At 55.3% G+C, this 13,527-nt stretch carries 11 protein-coding genes, 1 pseudogene and 17 other annotated features; of the genes and pseudogenes, 3 read left to right on the top strand and 9 right to left on the bottom strand.

The features are described from left to right. Positions 1–19: 19 nt before the first annotated feature. Positions 20–28, top strand: a -35 signal (putative -35_signal for malT; RegulonDB:STMLTH004600). After that, positions 20–2,889 (top strand): transcriptional activator of the mal genes gene (gene malT / locus STM3515; protein NP_462418.1). Within the gene, positions 184–2,889 belong to an annotated coding region; the region does not span the whole gene. Its footprint overlaps the feature before it by 9 nt. After that, positions 44–64 (top strand) — a protein binding site (putative binding site for CRP, RegulonDB: STMS1H000096). Its footprint overlaps the gene before it by 21 nt. After that, positions 47–55, top strand: a -10 signal (putative -10_signal for malT; RegulonDB:STMLTH004600). Its footprint overlaps the feature before it by 9 nt. Next, positions 170–175 (top strand) — a ribosome-binding site (putative RBS for malT; RegulonDB:STMS1H003509). Positions 2,890–2,976: 87 nt before the next feature. Here the strand turns inward: malT and STM3516 are convergent. The 6 genes and pseudogenes from STM3516 to STM3521 all read right to left on the bottom strand — a co-directional run bounded on the left by STM3516 (position 2,977) and on the right by STM3521 (position 7,967). Further along, the gene (locus STM3516; RefSeq protein NP_462419.1) for a putative cytoplasmic protein occupies positions 2,977–3,265 on the bottom strand. Within the gene, positions 2,977–3,252 belong to an annotated coding region; the region does not span the whole gene. Then, the gene (locus STM3517; protein NP_462420.1) for a putative DNA-damage-inducibile protein occupies positions 3,255–3,529 on the bottom strand. Within the gene, positions 3,255–3,515 belong to an annotated coding region; the region does not span the whole gene. Before STM3517 ends, STM3516 begins: the two co-directional genes overlap by 11 nt. Further along, positions 3,260–3,265: a ribosome-binding site (putative RBS for STM3516; RegulonDB:STMS1H003510), on the bottom strand. (Overlaps the previous gene by 6 nt.) Further along, positions 3,524–3,529 (bottom strand) — a ribosome-binding site (putative RBS for STM3517; RegulonDB:STMS1H003511). (Lies within the gene STM3517.) 94 nt (positions 3,530–3,623) lie before the next feature. Next, positions 3,624–4,654, bottom strand: a protein-coding gene (gene rtcA / locus STM3518) for an RNA 3'-terminal phosphate cyclase (with b3419) (RefSeq protein NP_462421.1). Within the gene, positions 3,624–4,643 belong to an annotated coding region; the region does not span the whole gene. Beyond that, positions 4,647–5,873, bottom strand: a protein-coding gene (gene rtcB / locus STM3519) for a putative cytoplasmic protein (protein NP_462422.1). Within the gene, positions 4,647–5,864 belong to an annotated coding region; the region does not span the whole gene. Before rtcB ends, rtcA begins: the two co-directional genes overlap by 8 nt. Further along, positions 4,649–4,654: a ribosome-binding site (putative RBS for rtcA; RegulonDB:STMS1H003512), on the bottom strand. (Overlaps the previous gene by 6 nt.) Continuing rightward, positions 5,868–5,873 (bottom strand) — a ribosome-binding site (putative RBS for rtcB; RegulonDB:STMS1H003513). It lies within the gene rtcB. 66 nt (positions 5,874–5,939) lie before the next feature. Beyond that, positions 5,940–6,053, bottom strand: a pseudogene (locus STM3520) (pseudogene; tRNA). Positions 6,054–6,408: 355 nt separating this feature from the next. Further along, positions 6,409–7,967, bottom strand: a protein-coding gene (locus tag STM3521; RefSeq protein ID NP_462423.1) for a putative ribonucleoprotein related-protein. Within the gene, positions 6,409–7,962 belong to an annotated coding region; the region does not span the whole gene. Next, positions 7,962–7,967: a ribosome-binding site (putative RBS for STM3521; RegulonDB:STMS1H003515), on the bottom strand. (Overlaps the previous gene by 6 nt.) Before the next feature lie 171 nt (positions 7,968–8,138). After that, positions 8,139–8,144, top strand: a ribosome-binding site (putative RBS for rtcR; RegulonDB:STMS1H003516). Between STM3521 and rtcR the strand changes: the two genes are divergently transcribed. Continuing rightward, positions 8,139–9,735, top strand: a protein-coding gene (gene rtcR / locus STM3522) for a sigma N (sigma 54)-dependent regulator of rtcBA expression (protein ID NP_462424.1). Within the gene, positions 8,152–9,735 belong to an annotated coding region; the region does not span the whole gene. It overlaps the preceding feature by 6 nt. Here the strand turns inward: rtcR and glpR are convergent. The 3 genes from glpR to glpE form a co-directional block, all read right to left on the bottom strand. Continuing rightward, the gene (glpR, locus tag STM3523) for a transcriptional repressor of the glp operon (protein NP_462425.1) occupies positions 9,732–10,502 on the bottom strand. Within the gene, positions 9,732–10,490 belong to an annotated coding region; the region does not span the whole gene. The two genes, rtcR and glpR, sit on opposite strands and share 4 nt — an antisense overlap. Then, positions 10,497–10,502 (bottom strand) — a ribosome-binding site (putative RBS for glpR; RegulonDB:STMS1H003517). It overlaps the preceding gene by 6 nt. 81 nt (positions 10,503–10,583) lie before the next feature. Further along, complete coding sequence (glpG, locus tag STM3524) at positions 10,584–11,414, bottom strand: protein of glp regulon (protein NP_462426.1); 831 nt, start codon at positions 11,412–11,414, stop codon at positions 10,584–10,586. A 75-nt stretch (positions 11,415–11,489) separates the two neighbouring features. Beyond that, positions 11,490–11,816, bottom strand: coding sequence for a thiosulfate/cyanide sulfurtransferase (gene glpE, locus STM3525; RefSeq protein NP_462427.1), 327 nt, complete (start codon positions 11,814–11,816; stop codon positions 11,490–11,492). An 83-nt stretch (positions 11,817–11,899) separates the two neighbouring features. After that, positions 11,900–11,920, top strand: a protein binding site (putative binding site for CRP, RegulonDB: STMS1H000119). A gap of 13 nt (positions 11,921–11,933) precedes the next feature. Continuing rightward, positions 11,934–11,942 (top strand) — a -35 signal (putative -35_signal for glpD; RegulonDB:STMLTH004601). Between glpE and glpD the strand changes: the two genes are divergently transcribed. After that, positions 11,934–13,523 (top strand): sn-glycerol-3-phosphate dehydrogenase gene (gene glpD, locus STM3526; protein NP_462428.1). Within the gene, positions 12,015–13,523 belong to an annotated coding region; the region does not span the whole gene. Its footprint overlaps the feature before it by 9 nt. Next, positions 11,958–11,966 (top strand) — a -10 signal (putative -10_signal for glpD; RegulonDB:STMLTH004601). It overlaps the preceding gene by 9 nt. Continuing rightward, positions 11,964–11,984, top strand: a protein binding site (putative binding site for GlpR, RegulonDB: STMS1H000206). Its footprint overlaps the feature before it by 3 nt. Continuing rightward, positions 11,974–11,994: a protein binding site (putative binding site for GlpR, RegulonDB: STMS1H000216), on the top strand. (Overlaps the previous feature by 11 nt.) Beyond that, positions 12,006–12,011 (top strand) — a ribosome-binding site (putative RBS for glpD; RegulonDB:STMS1H003518). Positions 13,524–13,527 lie beyond the last annotated feature (4 nt).

Here is a 13,527-nt window from a genome sequence, read left to right on the forward strand (position 1 = left end):
TTTCAACCGCGCCGAATACTTTTTTAATACCGTTATTTAGAATTGTGACAGAGTGCAAATTCAGACACATAAAAAGTCTGCTTAGCTTGCATTAAAATGCTTTCTGGCCGACCTTATATCTATTAATTACGAAGCGCAAAAAAAATCGCAGTTCCCCCCATTTCCCACAGTGAAGTGATTGCTATGTTGATTCCGTCTAAATTAAGTCGTCCGGTTCGTCTCGACCATACCGTGGTTCGTGAGCGGCTGTTGGCTAAACTTTCCGGCGCGAACAATTTCAGGCTCGCCCTGGTAACCAGTCCTGCTGGCTATGGGAAAACCACGCTTGTCTCACAGTGGGCGGCGGGCAAAAATGAATTAGGCTGGTACTCTCTCGACGAAGGCGATAACCAGCAAGAGCGATTCGCCAGTTACTTAATTGCCGCTATCCAACAGGCCACTGGCGGACACTGCTCGACCAGCGAAGCGATGGCGCAAAAACGTCAGTACGCCAGCCTGACGTCTCTCTTCGCACAGCTCTTTATTGAACTGGCGCAGTGGCATCGCCCGCTTTATCTGGTGATTGACGACTACCATTTGATTACCAATCCGGTGATTCACGACGCGATGCGCTTTTTCTTACGGCATCAGCCGGAAAATTTCACCCTGGTGGTATTATCGCGTAATTTGCCGCAACTGGGCATCGCTAACCTGCGCGTGCGCGATCAGCTGTTGGAAATCGGCAGCCAGCAGTTGGCTTTTAACCATCAGGAAGCAAAGCAATTTTTTGACCGTCGTCTTTCGTCGCCCATTGAAGCCGCTGAGAGCAGCCGCATGTGCGACGATGTGGCAGGTTGGGCCACTGCGCTACAGTTGATCGCCCTCTCCGCGCGCCAGAACCATACCTCTGCGCATCACTCCGCCCGCCGTCTTGCCGGGATTAATGCCAGCCACCTTTCTGATTATCTGGTGGACGAAGTACTGGATAACGTGGATGTCAGCACCCGACATTTTTTACTTAAAAGCGCGATCTTACGCTCAATGAATGACGCGTTGATTGTGCGCGTGACCGGCGAAGAAAACGGCCAGATGCGGCTGGAGGAGATTGAGCGCCAGGGGTTATTCCTGCAACGCATGGACGACACGGGCGAATGGTTCAGCTATCACCCGTTGTTTGGTAGCTTTCTGCGCCAGCGTTGCCAGTGGGAACTGGCGGCGGAACTGCCGGAGATCCACCGTGCGGCCGCGGAAAGCTGGATGGAACAAGGTTTTCCCAGCGAAGCTATACATCATGCGCTGGCGGCGGGTGACGCGCAAATGCTGCGCGATATCCTGCTTAACCATGCGTGGGGGCTGTTTAATCACAGTGAACTGGCGCTGCTGGAAGAGTCATTAAAAGCGCTGCCGTGGGAAAGCCTGCTGGAAAATCCGCGGCTGGTGTTGTTACAGGCCTGGCTGATGCAAAGCCAACACCGCTACAGCGAAGTGAATACGCTGCTGGCGCGCGCCGAGCAAGAGATCAAAGGGGTCATGGACGGCACACTGCATGCTGAATTTAACGCGCTGCGCGCCCAGGTCGCCATCAACGACGGCAATCCGGAAGAGGCTGAGCGGCTGGCGAAACTGGCGCTGGATGAGCTTCCTCTCGCCTGGTTTTATAGCCGTATTGTCGCGACCTCCGTTCACGGTGAAGTGCTGCACTGTAAAGGCGATCTCAGCCAGTCTTTATCGCTGATGCAGCAAACCGAACAAATGGCGCGTCATCATGACGTCTGGCATTACGCGCTGTGGAGCTTAATTCAACAAAGCGAAATTCAGTTCGCCCAGGGATTCCTGCAGGCCGCATGGGAAACGCAGGAGAGAGCCTTCCAGTTGATCAAAGAGCAACATCTGGAACAACTGCCGATGCATGAGTTTCTGGTACGTATCCGCGCGCAATTGCTGTGGGCGTGGGCGCGCCTTGACGAAGCGGAGGCCTCGGCGCGCAGCGGTATCGCTGTGCTGTCCACCTTCCAGCCGCAACAACAGTTGCAGTGCCTGACGTTACTGGTGCAGTGCTCGCTGGCGCGCGGCGATCTGGATAATGCCCGTAGTCAGCTTAACCGACTGGAAAATTTATTAGGCAATGGCCGTTATCACTGCGACTGGATCTCTAACGCCGATAAGGTGCGTGTCATTTACTGGCAGTTAACCGGCGACAAAAAATCCGCCGCCAACTGGTTACGTCATACGCCCAAACCGGCGTTTGCCAATAACCATTTTCTGCAAGGGCAATGGCGGAATATCGCCCGCGCGCAGATCCTGCTGGGCGAATTCGAGCCTGCGGAAATCGTGCTGGAAGAGTTAAATGAGAATGCCCGTAGCCTGCGCTTAATGAGCGATTTAAACTGCAATCTGCTGTTACTCAATCAGCTTTACTGGCAATCCGGGCGGAAAAACGACGCCCAGCGCGTATTGCTTGATGCCTTACAGCTCGCCAACCGCACCGGATTTATCAGCCATTTTGTGATTGAAGGCGAAGCCATGGCGCAACAATTGCGTCAGCTTATCCAGCTCAATACGCTGCCGGAGATGGAGCAGCATCGCGCGCAGCGCATCCTGCGAGAGATTAACCAACATCACCGACATAAATTCGCCCATTTTGACGAAGGCTTCGTCGAGCGCCTGCTTAACCATCCGGATGTCCCGGAGCTTATTCGCACCAGCCCGCTCACCCAGCGTGAATGGCAGGTGTTAGGGCTTATCTATTCCGGTTACAGCAACGAACAGATTGCCGGCGAACTGGCGGTGGCCGCGACCACCATTAAGACGCATATCCGCAACCTCTACCAGAAACTCGGCGTCGCGCACCGTCAGGACGCGGTACAGCACGCGCAGCAGTTGCTGAAGATGATGGGGTACGGGGTTTGAGGCAAAACAGGCAACGTCCTGGTGTGTAAATTTGTTTAATCATAAAACCTGAAAGCACCGGTTAACATATGGGCAAAAACGGCGCTTTTAAAATAAATCGGCATGCGTTCCTGTTCGTTCAAATCGCAGGCATTCATCCGTTATCTTATAAATAAGAATCCAGTCAGGCTCAATATGGGCATCCCGGTATCCGCTATATGAACCTTGTAACGGGTGATCTTTATAAATGGCAGGAAGGGGAAAAGGGTGGTGAATCAGAAGCGTCATAAGTGTTTTAAGTTTGCCGACATCCTTATGACGCTTTTGTGCCCGTTTTACATCTTTCTGGAACTGTCCCGAATATTCAATTTCCCTTTGCCCCATAGTCAGATCCCTAACTGGTCAAACAAATCATCAGCATCTTTGGCTTTATGAATATCAACGCCAGCTTCGCTATTTTCTATCGTTCGGGACGTTAACTCATTGGGTATGCGCAAATCAAAAGGCAATGCCTTTTCACGCGCAACTTTAGTCAGTGTAATCCGTATCAAATCAGAAATGGTTAACCCCATTTCAGCCAGGACATCTGCCGCCTGGTCCTTCAGCGTTTCGTCGATACGGGCACGAACAAGCGCATTTGCAGCCATCGATTAGTCTCCTGTACTGTGTCTCTATACAGTTCAAATTGTAGCTCAACTGAGACACACATACAAACCGGGCCCGGATGTTTGCCTTGCAATGCTCGTAAAGATGACTTAGTCGCTTACCCGGACAAGATAGCCACTTTCGGTTGCTTCACAGGAAAATCTGACCGGCAAAAACCGTTCCACCACCGCAATATTGGTAAGCAAGTGAGCGGAGGCCCGTGCCACGGTAAACGCGCCCTCGCCCGCCAGCGCCAGCGGTAAAATCAGCTGGTCGGCCAGATGCTCTCCCACCGCCGCCGGGCTTGCGAGATAGCGCCGCGCTTCATGCGCAACCTGGTTAGCTACCGCTTCCGCGCTGGTGCCTTTTACGCCGAACGCGGCGAACAGTTCGGTCAGTTGTTCGCTTTGAATCATCAGCGACAGCGCGTTGCCCGGCCCGCAGCCGCCTTCCAGCGCAACGACGTTTTTCTCCGCCTGCGGGAAGTGGGCTTCCAGCGTTGCGACTTCACGTTCGCCAACGTGGTAAGGAACCGCCGCCAGCAAAGCTTCAGCGGTGGTGCGCAGCGTCTCGCCGCGCGATATCAGCGTCAGACCGCGTAAAGACGCTGCCGGTTCGACGACCGTTGCCGCCGCGCCGCCGCCTGCCGGATAAAAGCCGTGTTTTATCAGCGTGGTGCGCTGGCTGATGCCCATCCTCGCCAACAGCGGTTCCCAGACGCGGCAGATAAAATCAGCGCTGGGCGCGGCCTGATTATGCGTCCCGCCGTGAACCTCCACGCGGGATGAACCGTCAGCAAACCACAGCGCGGGCAGGACGGTTTGCAGCACCAGCATACAACTGCCCGCGCTGCCAATCGCAAAACGGTACTCGCCGCCGCGAATCGGCCCCGGCGTAAAACGCAACTGTTGCGAGCCCAGCTCGTCGCCGTTCACCTGCGCGCCGCAGATTTCCGTTGCCGCTCGCACCGCCGTTAAATGCTGGCGTAGCAGCCCCGGTTTAGCGCGCCCGGCGCGGATGCCGCTCATTTCAAACGGCTGGCCGGTTATCATTGATAAACTCAGCGCCGAGCGCAAAATCTGCCCGCCGCCCTCTCCCTGTGCGCCATCCAGCGCGATGATCCTTGCCATTTTCTATCCTTTAACGCACACCACCTGCCGCAGGGCGTACATGATTTCAACCAGGTCGGACTGCGCCGCCATCACCGCATCAATATCTTTATACGCCATTGGGATCTCGTCGATCACGTCCGCATCTTTACGGCATTCGACATGCGCGGTGGCACGAATTTGATCGTCAACGCTAAACAGTTTCTTCGCTTTCGTTCGGCTCATCACACGTCCGGCGCCGTGGCTGCACGAACAGAACGACTCTTCGTTACCCAGCCCGCGCACGATAAAGCTTTTCGCCCCCATCGAACCGGGAATGATACCGAACTCACCGCGCCGCGCCGAAACAGCCCCTTTACGCGTCACATAGATCTCTTCGCCAAAGTGCTGCTCTTTTTGCACATAGTTATGGTGGCAGTTGATCTCGTCCATATCGAGGGCGCTCGGTTTTTCCACGCAGCGCTGGAGCGCCGCCAGCGCGTTTTCCATCATCGCCTCGCGGTTCAGGCTGGCGAATTGTTGTGCCCAGTGTACCGCTTTCAGGTAATCGTCAAAATATTCGCTTCCTTCATTAAAATACGCCAGATCGCGGGACGGCAGCGTTTCTAACTGCTCCTGCATTTCTTGCTGCGCCAGGCCGATAAAATAGGTGCCGATGGCGTTACCGATCCCGCGCGAACCGGAGTGCAGCATGATCCATACCCGATCGGTTTCATCCAGACAGATCTCAATAAAGTGGTTACCGGTTCCCAACGTTCCCAGGTGCTTATAGTTATTGGTATTCAAAAAGCGCGGATATTTTTGCGTTAACCACTGATATCCCGCTTCCAGTTGCGCCCATTTTTCATTAACGTTGGCGGGCGGGTTTCCCCATGCGCCCACATCGCGATGCCCGCGTCCGGTGGTACGCCCGTGAGGCACAGCGGCCTCTATGGCGCTACGCAGATCCGCCAGATTTTCCGGCAGATCGGCCGCCGTTAAGCTGGTACGCAGCGCGTTCATTCCACAACCGATATCCACGCCCACCGCCGCCGGAATAATCGCCCCTTTCGTCGGGATCACGCTACCGATGGTCGATCCTTTCCCCAAATGCACATCCGGCATAACGGCAATATGTTTGAAAATAAACGGCATTTTCGCCGTATTGATCAGCTGCTGACGGGCATCGTCTTCTACCGGTACGCCTTTGGTCCACATTTTTACCGGTGCGTTCTGGGTGGTCATTAATTCGTAATTCATCATTTTTTTCTCGTTTTAATCATTAGGGTGGCGACAAGTTTATGTGAATACACCGCTCTACCATTGAGCTACAGCGCCGGGCTCTGACGGGTCTCGAACCCGCAACAAATGTAGATCCACAGGCATTCGCCAAAATAGGGTGGCACGACAAGTTAAGGTGAATCACCCGCTCTACCGTTGAGCTACAGGGCTAAGCCCCGGCAGGGTTCGAACCTGCGTCTGGCCATACAAGGTGTAGATCCACCAGCATTTGTGCCTTCAGCGTTGCGCGACAAATTCATAGCCGGGATGATACGCATCGGGAAAGATGTAATCCCGGCCAGCATTCGCGCCGCGCTGAATACTCTTTACAACGTCACGGCTTCAATCTCTTCCAGCCAGTGCGCGCTGCCATAGTGACCGTTAACAAAGTTATCTATCACCGTAAACACCTCGTCGCTGAAGCCGCCGACGTTCAAAATATCGCTTCGTTCCGCCGCCTGGGTGGTGCCGTAAGGCAGCAGATCGATACACACCAGGCGCGCCTGCGGGTTGCGCTGAATACTCTTTACAACGTCACGGCTTCAATCTCTTCCAGCCAGTGCGCGCTGCCATAGTGACCGTTAACAAAGTTATCTATCACCGTAAACACCTCGTCGCTGAAGCCGCCGACGTTCAAAATATCGCTTCGTTCCGCCGCCTGGGTGGTGCCGTAAGGCAGCAGATCGATACACACCAGGCGCGCCTGCGGGTTGCGCTTTTTCAGTTCGATCCAGCATTCCATGGTGGCCGTTGAGCCATGGCGCGATTTATCAACCCACGATTCGTTATCCGACACCATAATCACCAGATCCACCCGCGCCCGCTCGTTCAACAACCTACGCAGCGGCGCGGAGCAGTTGGTGCCGCCGCCGCCAACCGCCGCCAGCTTTTGCGCGTTGTGCATGACCGACTGGCGCGCATCAAGCCGCACGTCGACCACATCGCATTCAAACGGCAGCACGCGGGCCTGCGGATGATTACGCAGCACGGCGGCGGCGATCAGCCCGGCAACGTCCACGCAGCGGATCTTACTGGTCTCCCCCTTGCGATAGCCGGTTATCGACGACTTCATCGACCCCGACACGTCCGGGCAGACCACCACATTGCCGCGAAACGGCGGAATGTTCTCCAGCGCGTACTCCATCGCCTGCGCTAAAGCCTCGCGAATAACCTGCGGCACGCCGCTTTGCAGATTGCTCCACGCCGACAGCAACTGATAAGGATAAACCCAGGACTGGCGCACCTGCGCCCTGTCCGCCAGCCGCTGCGCCACGCTGGCGGCAAGCGTTGCATTCTCAAACACGTCATGACGCGCCAGCGTATTCAAATTCATCCGTAACGTTTGCCAACTCATCCGCTGCGCCAGTTGCGCCCACTGTTCGCGACTCAGCGGCGCGTTGGTCAGTAGTAAAAACGACACATCGGGTAAGGCCGCGCCCATGTCGCCTTCACGAAACGCCAGCAGCGCGCGCGTTTTTTCCGGCAGCTGCGCCTTATCGCACGGCTTACCAATCAGCCAGGCGAAGAAGGCTTCCTGCCACGCCGCCTGCGGCCGTGGGTGCACCATTTTGACGATATCCGCCAGCGACGGCGCATTGCCCACCGATGCCTGCAATAAGCGCTCTTCGCTGGCGTTCTGCAACCAACGCTGCACCAGCTTCTTTGGCCGCGTCCCCAGCGAGCGCCGCCCGGTCACGCCGCTGCGCAACATTTGCACAAAGTTACGCAGCATCCGGCCATTGTTGATCACCCGCGTAAATACTACCGGCAGCAGCGCCGAACCACGCGCCGCCAGAATGGCGGTCAACAGCGCGGGCATATCCTTCATCATCCCGCGTTCGCGGCCATAAATCGCCAGTTGCGCTAAAAACAGATCGTCGAGATCTTTCGCCGTCGCCAGAACATCATTTAGCTGCGCCTGGCCGCTGGCATAAAAAGTCTCGTTCATGCAGCCGGTCATCACCATTTGCGCCAGTTTATGGCGCGGGGTGAAGGCAAAGGCCGCTGCGCCTTGCTGATTGCTGGCGTTGGCCAGCGGCGCGTCCCTTAACAGCGAACGGAACAAAAGTGGATTAGCCATTTGTTTTTCCCATTTCCGTTATTCTCCATGCCATGGTTATTGCAACCAGCGTGCCAGAAAATAAATTATTTTTTAATCTATTGATTTTTAATTGATTTATTTCTTTAGCGTTCAAGTGAAAGAAAAATGCCTGCACGGTAGTCATTAAAAAGCGATAAAATTATCTCGTCTTTTAGAAGGAAATCTAAGATGCGAAAAACGGTGGCCTTTGGTTTTGTCGGTACGGTACTCGACTATGCAGGACGCGGCAGTCAACGTTGGGAAAAATGGCGCCCTACTTTGTGTCTGTGCCAGCAGGAGACGCTGGTCGTTCACCGCCTGGAACTGCTGTACGATGCCCGCTCTCGCTCGCTGTTTGAAGGATTAAAGAAGGATATCGCCAGCGTCTCGCCGGAAACGGAAGTCGTCGGCGTAGAAATCGCGATCCGCAACCCGTGGGACTTCGAAGAGGTTTACGCCTGCCTGCACGATTTCGCCCGCAGCCATACCTTTCATCCCGAAGATGAAGACTATCTGATTCACATCACCACCGGCACCCACGTCGCGCAGATCTGCTGGTTCCTGCTGGCGGAGGCGCGCTATCTTCCGGCGCGATTAGCGCAGACCTCGCCGCCGCGCAAAAAAGATAAACCGCATAGCACGGGCGACGTGACGATTATTGACCTCGACCTCAGCCGCTACAATGATATCGCCACCCGCTTCGCCCAGGAGCGGGAGGAGACGCTCAACTTCCTGAAGTCCGGCATTGCAACCCGCAACCCGTGTTTCAACCGGATGATTGAGCAAATTGAGCGCGTCGCGATACGCTCCCGTTCGCCAATCCTGCTCAATGGCCCGACCGGCGCGGGCAAGTCGTTTCTCGCCCGTCGCATCTATGAACTAAAACTGGCCCGCCACCAGTTCAGCGGCCCGTTTGTCGAAGTGAACTGCGCCACCCTGCGCGGCGACACGGCGATGTCGGCGCTGTTCGGCCACGTTAAGGGGGCGTTTACCGGCGCGAGAGAGGAGCGTGCAGGGCTGCTGCGCAGCGCCGACGGCGGCATGTTGTTTCTTGACGAAGTGGGAGAACTGGGCGCGGATGAACAGGCCATGTTGCTGAAAGCCATTGAAGAAAAACGCTTTTACCCTTTCGGCAGCGACCAGCAGGTCAGCAGCGATTTCCAGTTGATTGCCGGCACGGTGCGCGACCTGCGCCAGCGGGTGGCGGAGGGGACATTCCGCGAAGACCTGTACGCGCGTATTAATCTCTGGACCTTCGAACTACCGGGCCTGCGTCAGCGCCAGGAAGATATTGAGCCAAACCTTGACTACGAACTGGAACGCCACGCGGCGCTAACCGGCGACAGCGTGCGTTTTAATACCGAAGCGCGCCGCGCCTGGCTGAGCTTCGCCACCTCGCCGCAGGCCGCCTGGCGCGGTAACTTCCGCGAACTCTCCGCCAGCGTCACCCGCATGGCGACGCTGGCGGACAACGGGCGAATCACGGTCGAAACGGTAGACGATGAAATCGCGCGTTTGCGCTATAGCTGGAATGACCATCGCCCCTCCGCGCTCGACGGACTGCCGGGCATTGACGCAACGGCGCTGGATCTGTTTGACCGTATGCAACTGGAAAACGTCGTTGCGGTCTGCCGCCAGGCGAAAACCCTTTCCGACGCCGGGCGGCAGCTATTCAACGTTTCCCGTCAGGGGAAAGCCACGGTGAATGACGCTGACCGGCTGCGTAAGTACCTGGCGCGTTTTGGGCTGACGTGGGACGTTTTACAGAATTAACACAGCTCCAGTTGAATATGGTTCTCCGTCAACACCTGCATCACGCCCGGCGGCGGCAGGGTATCGGTGTAGACCGCATCGACCATACTAATGCTGCCCATGTTTACCATCGCGTTACGGCCAAATTTAGAGTGATCCACCACCAGCATCACGTGGCGCGAATTTTCGATAATCGCGCGCTTGGTGCGTACCTCATGGTAGTCAAATTCCAGCAACGAGCCGTCGCTATCAATACCGCTAATACCGAGAATGCCGAAATCGAGACGGAACTGGGCGATAAAGTCCTGCGTCGCTTCGCCAATAATGCCGCCGTCGCGGCTACGGAGTTCACCGCCGGCGAGGATAATACGAAAATCCTCTTTCGCCATTAGCGTGTTCGCTACGTTCAAATTGTTGGTCACGATCCGCAAATTACTGTGCCCTAACAGGGCGTGCGCTACGGCTTCCGGCGTCGTGCCGATATCAATAAACAGCGTTGAACCATTGGGGATCTGGGCCGCGACTTTGCGAGCGATGCGCTCTTTTTCTTCCGTTTGCGTCGCCTTACGATCGTGCCACGGCGTGTTCACCGAGCTGGAGGGCAACGCCGCGCCGCCGTGGTGGCGCAAAATCATATTCTGTTCCGCCAGATCGTTAAGATCCCGACGAATGGTTTGCGGGCTGACAGAAAAATGCTCCACCAGCTCTTCCGTACTGACGTACCCCTGTTTTTTTACCAGTTCAATGATCGCGTCATGCCGTTGTGTTTGTTTCATGAATAATCTCTGAAAGTAACCAACCTTGCGCCGGATAGCGGCATTCGCCCTACCCGGCCTGGAAAAATATCTCGACCACAGGCCGGATACGCCTCACGTTCGTTTTCGCGCATTCAGCGTATCAACAAAGGCCATCGCTAAACCGACGATAAGCCCGGCGATGTGCGCGCCGTTCGCCATAGACATGCCAAACCAGTCAAACCAACCAGCGACTATCCACAATAATGCAAAAATAATTAAGCCGCGCTGGAGGTAAATTCCGCTTTGCGGATCGCGCTCTCCACGCAGCCACACGTAACCCATCAGCGCATAGACGACGCCAGACAGTCCGCCAAACCACGGGCCGCTAAATTTCTGCTGTACATAGCCGCTTAGCAGCGCGCTTATCACCGTAATGACGATTAATTTACCGCTGCCCAGGCGCTTCTCTACCGCCCCGCCGAGATACCACCACCACAGCAGGTTAAAAAGAATATGCATCAGTGAGAAGTGCATAAAGATATGGGTGAAGTAGCGCCAGACTTCAAATTTTAAAACCGGATCGAACGGCCACGCCAGCCACACCATCACCGTCTGATCGCCGATGAGACTCATCGCGATATAGACCAGCACGCAGGCGAGCATCACGATCCAGGTAACAGGGCCGGCTCGTTCACGCAGCGTGGCGAGAAAGGGAAAACGGCGATAGCGTAGCCCGCTGTTAGTCTGCCCGGACTGCCAGCTAGCCGCCAGATAACGCGGATCGCCGGGATTTTCTATAAACCGCGCCAGCTCGCCCCGCACACGTTCGGCCTGCGATTCATCTGCCAACCAGATATCGCTTTGATTATGTTGCTGAATAGTAAGAATGACGCCCTGGGTGGCCATGTAATCAACAAATGCCTGCGCCACGCGAGGATTCGCAAAGGAAGTAATCATCAACATTATTGCTGTCGCTTAGTCCATACAAAAGAAGACAGTATATATACCCTTCTCGTCGGAGGCTGCATCTTTATGGGATTACGCGCCATTCGCGACATCGGCAGGGAAACGGCGATGCCAGGCCTCAAACCCGCCGTCAATGCTGTAAACCGCATCATAGCCTTGCTGGAGCAGATACTGCGCGGCGCCTTTACTACTGTTGCCGTGATAGCACATTACCATCACGGCGGTATCGAAACCATGCTCACGCATAAACGCGCCCAGCGTATCGTTAGTCAAGTGAAACGCCTGCGGCGCATGACCCATGGCATAACTTTGCGGATCGCGAATATCGACCAGCACCGCCGCGCCCTGGTGCAGTTTCTGATACGCCTCTTCTACAGTGATACATTCAAATTGTTCCATGAATCGCTCTTTCATTATTGCCGGTGAAGCCAATTAAGGCATTTTATCGCCCAGTGTACGTTGACGGAGTAGCTTAGCGCCATAATGTTATACATATCACTCTAAAATGTTTTTTCGATGTTACCAATAGCGCGTTTCTTTGCTATTATGTTCGATAACGAACATTTTTGAACTTTAACGAAAGTGCAAGAGGGCAGCATGGAAACCAAAGATCTGATCGTGATAGGCGGGGGCATTAACGGTGCAGGCATCGCGGCTGATGCCGCCGGGCGCGGTTTGTCCGTACTCATGCTGGAAGCGCAGGATTTGGCCTGCGCAACCTCTTCCGCCAGTTCGAAACTTATCCACGGCGGCTTACGCTACCTTGAGCACTACGAGTTCCGTCTGGTCAGCGAAGCGCTGGCAGAACGTGAAGTGCTGTTGAAAATGGCGCCGCACATCGCCTTCCCGATGCGTTTTCGTCTGCCGCACCGCCCGCATTTACGTCCGGCCTGGATGATCCGTATCGGTCTGTTTATGTACGATCACCTCGGCAAACGTACCAGTTTACCCGGTTCCACCGGTGTGCGGTTTGGCGCAGATTCGGTGCTCAAACCGGAAATCGTGCGCGGATTCGAATATTCCGACTGCTGGGTAGACGATGCGCGTCTGGTGCTGGCTAACGCACAGATGGTGGTGCGTAAAGGCGGCGAAGTCCTTACCCGTACTCGCGCAACCGCCGCTCGTCGGGAAAATGGCCTGTGGATTGTCGAAGCGGAAGATATCGACACCGGTAAAAAATATGTCTGGCAGGCGCGCGGACTGGTTAACGCCACCGGACCGTGGGTCAAACAGTTCTTCGACGAAGGGATGCACCTGCCGTCGCCATATGGCATCCGCCTGATCAAAGGCAGCCATATCGTCGTGCCGCGCGTCCATAATCAGAAGCAGGCGTATATTCTGCAAAACGAAGATAAGCGTATCGTCTTTGTCATTCCGTGGATGGAAGAGTTTTCGATCATTGGCACGACCGATGTCGAATATAAAGGCGATCCGAAAGCGGTAAAAATTGAAGAGAGCGAAATTAATTACCTGTTGAAGGTTTATAACGCGCACTTCCAGAAACAACTGGGGCGCGATGACATCGTCTGGACGTACTCCGGCGTCCGTCCGCTGTGCGATGATGAGTCCGACTCACCGCAGGCGATCACTCGCGATTATACCCTTGATATTCATGATGAAAACGGCAAAGCGCCGCTGCTTTCCGTGTTTGGCGGTAAGCTCACGACCTACCGTAAGCTGGCTGAACACGCGATGGAAAAACTGGCGTCTTATTATCCAGGCATCGGGCCGGCATGGACCAAAACGTGCGTACTGCCCGGCGGCGACATCGACGGCAGCCGCGAAGATTACGCGGCGAAGCTGCGTCGTCGTTATCCGTTCCTGACGGAATCGCTGGCGCGCCACTATTCGCGCACTTACGGCAGCAACACGGAGTGGATTCTCGGCGAAGCCACGTCGCTGCTTGATTTAGGCGAAGATTTCGGTCATGAGTTTTACGAGGCGGAACTCAAGTACCTGGTGGATCACGAATGGGTGCGCCGTACTGAAGACGCTATCTGGCGTCGCACCAAAGAAGGCATGTGGCTGACCGCCGAACAGCAGTCCCGCATCACCCAGTGGCTGGCGGCGTATGTTGAGAAACACCAACTTTCAATGGCGTCGTAATAAA

Source organism: Salmonella enterica subsp. enterica serovar Typhimurium str. LT2 (assembly GCF_000006945.2).
GTDB classification, from domain to species: domain Bacteria; phylum Pseudomonadota; class Gammaproteobacteria; order Enterobacterales; family Enterobacteriaceae; genus Salmonella; species Salmonella enterica.

Coding starts and splice junctions, on each gene's coding strand:
- malT (NP_462418.1), top strand. CDS start 184: ATGTTGATTCCGTCTAAATTAAGTCGTCCGGTTCGTCTCGACCATACC.
- STM3516 (NP_462419.1), bottom strand. CDS start 3,252: ATGGGGCAAAGGGAAATTGAATATTCGGGACAGTTCCAGAAAGATGTA.
- STM3517 (NP_462420.1), bottom strand. CDS start 3,515: ATGGCTGCAAATGCGCTTGTTCGTGCCCGTATCGACGAAACGCTGAAG.
- rtcA (NP_462421.1), bottom strand. CDS start 4,643: ATGGCAAGGATCATCGCGCTGGATGGCGCACAGGGAGAGGGCGGCGGG.
- rtcB (NP_462422.1), bottom strand. CDS start 5,864: ATGATGAATTACGAATTAATGACCACCCAGAACGCACCGGTAAAAATG.
- STM3521 (NP_462423.1), bottom strand. CDS start 7,962: ATGGCTAATCCACTTTTGTTCCGTTCGCTGTTAAGGGACGCGCCGCTG.
- rtcR (NP_462424.1), top strand. CDS start 8,152: ATGCGAAAAACGGTGGCCTTTGGTTTTGTCGGTACGGTACTCGACTAT.
- glpR (NP_462425.1), bottom strand. CDS start 10,490: ATGAAACAAACACAACGGCATGACGCGATCATTGAACTGGTAAAAAAA.
- glpG (NP_462426.1), bottom strand. CDS start 11,414: ATGTTGATGATTACTTCCTTTGCGAATCCTCGCGTGGCGCAGGCATTT.
- glpE (NP_462427.1), bottom strand. CDS start 11,816: ATGGAACAATTTGAATGTATCACTGTAGAAGAGGCGTATCAGAAACTG.
- glpD (NP_462428.1), top strand. CDS start 12,015: ATGGAAACCAAAGATCTGATCGTGATAGGCGGGGGCATTAACGGTGCA.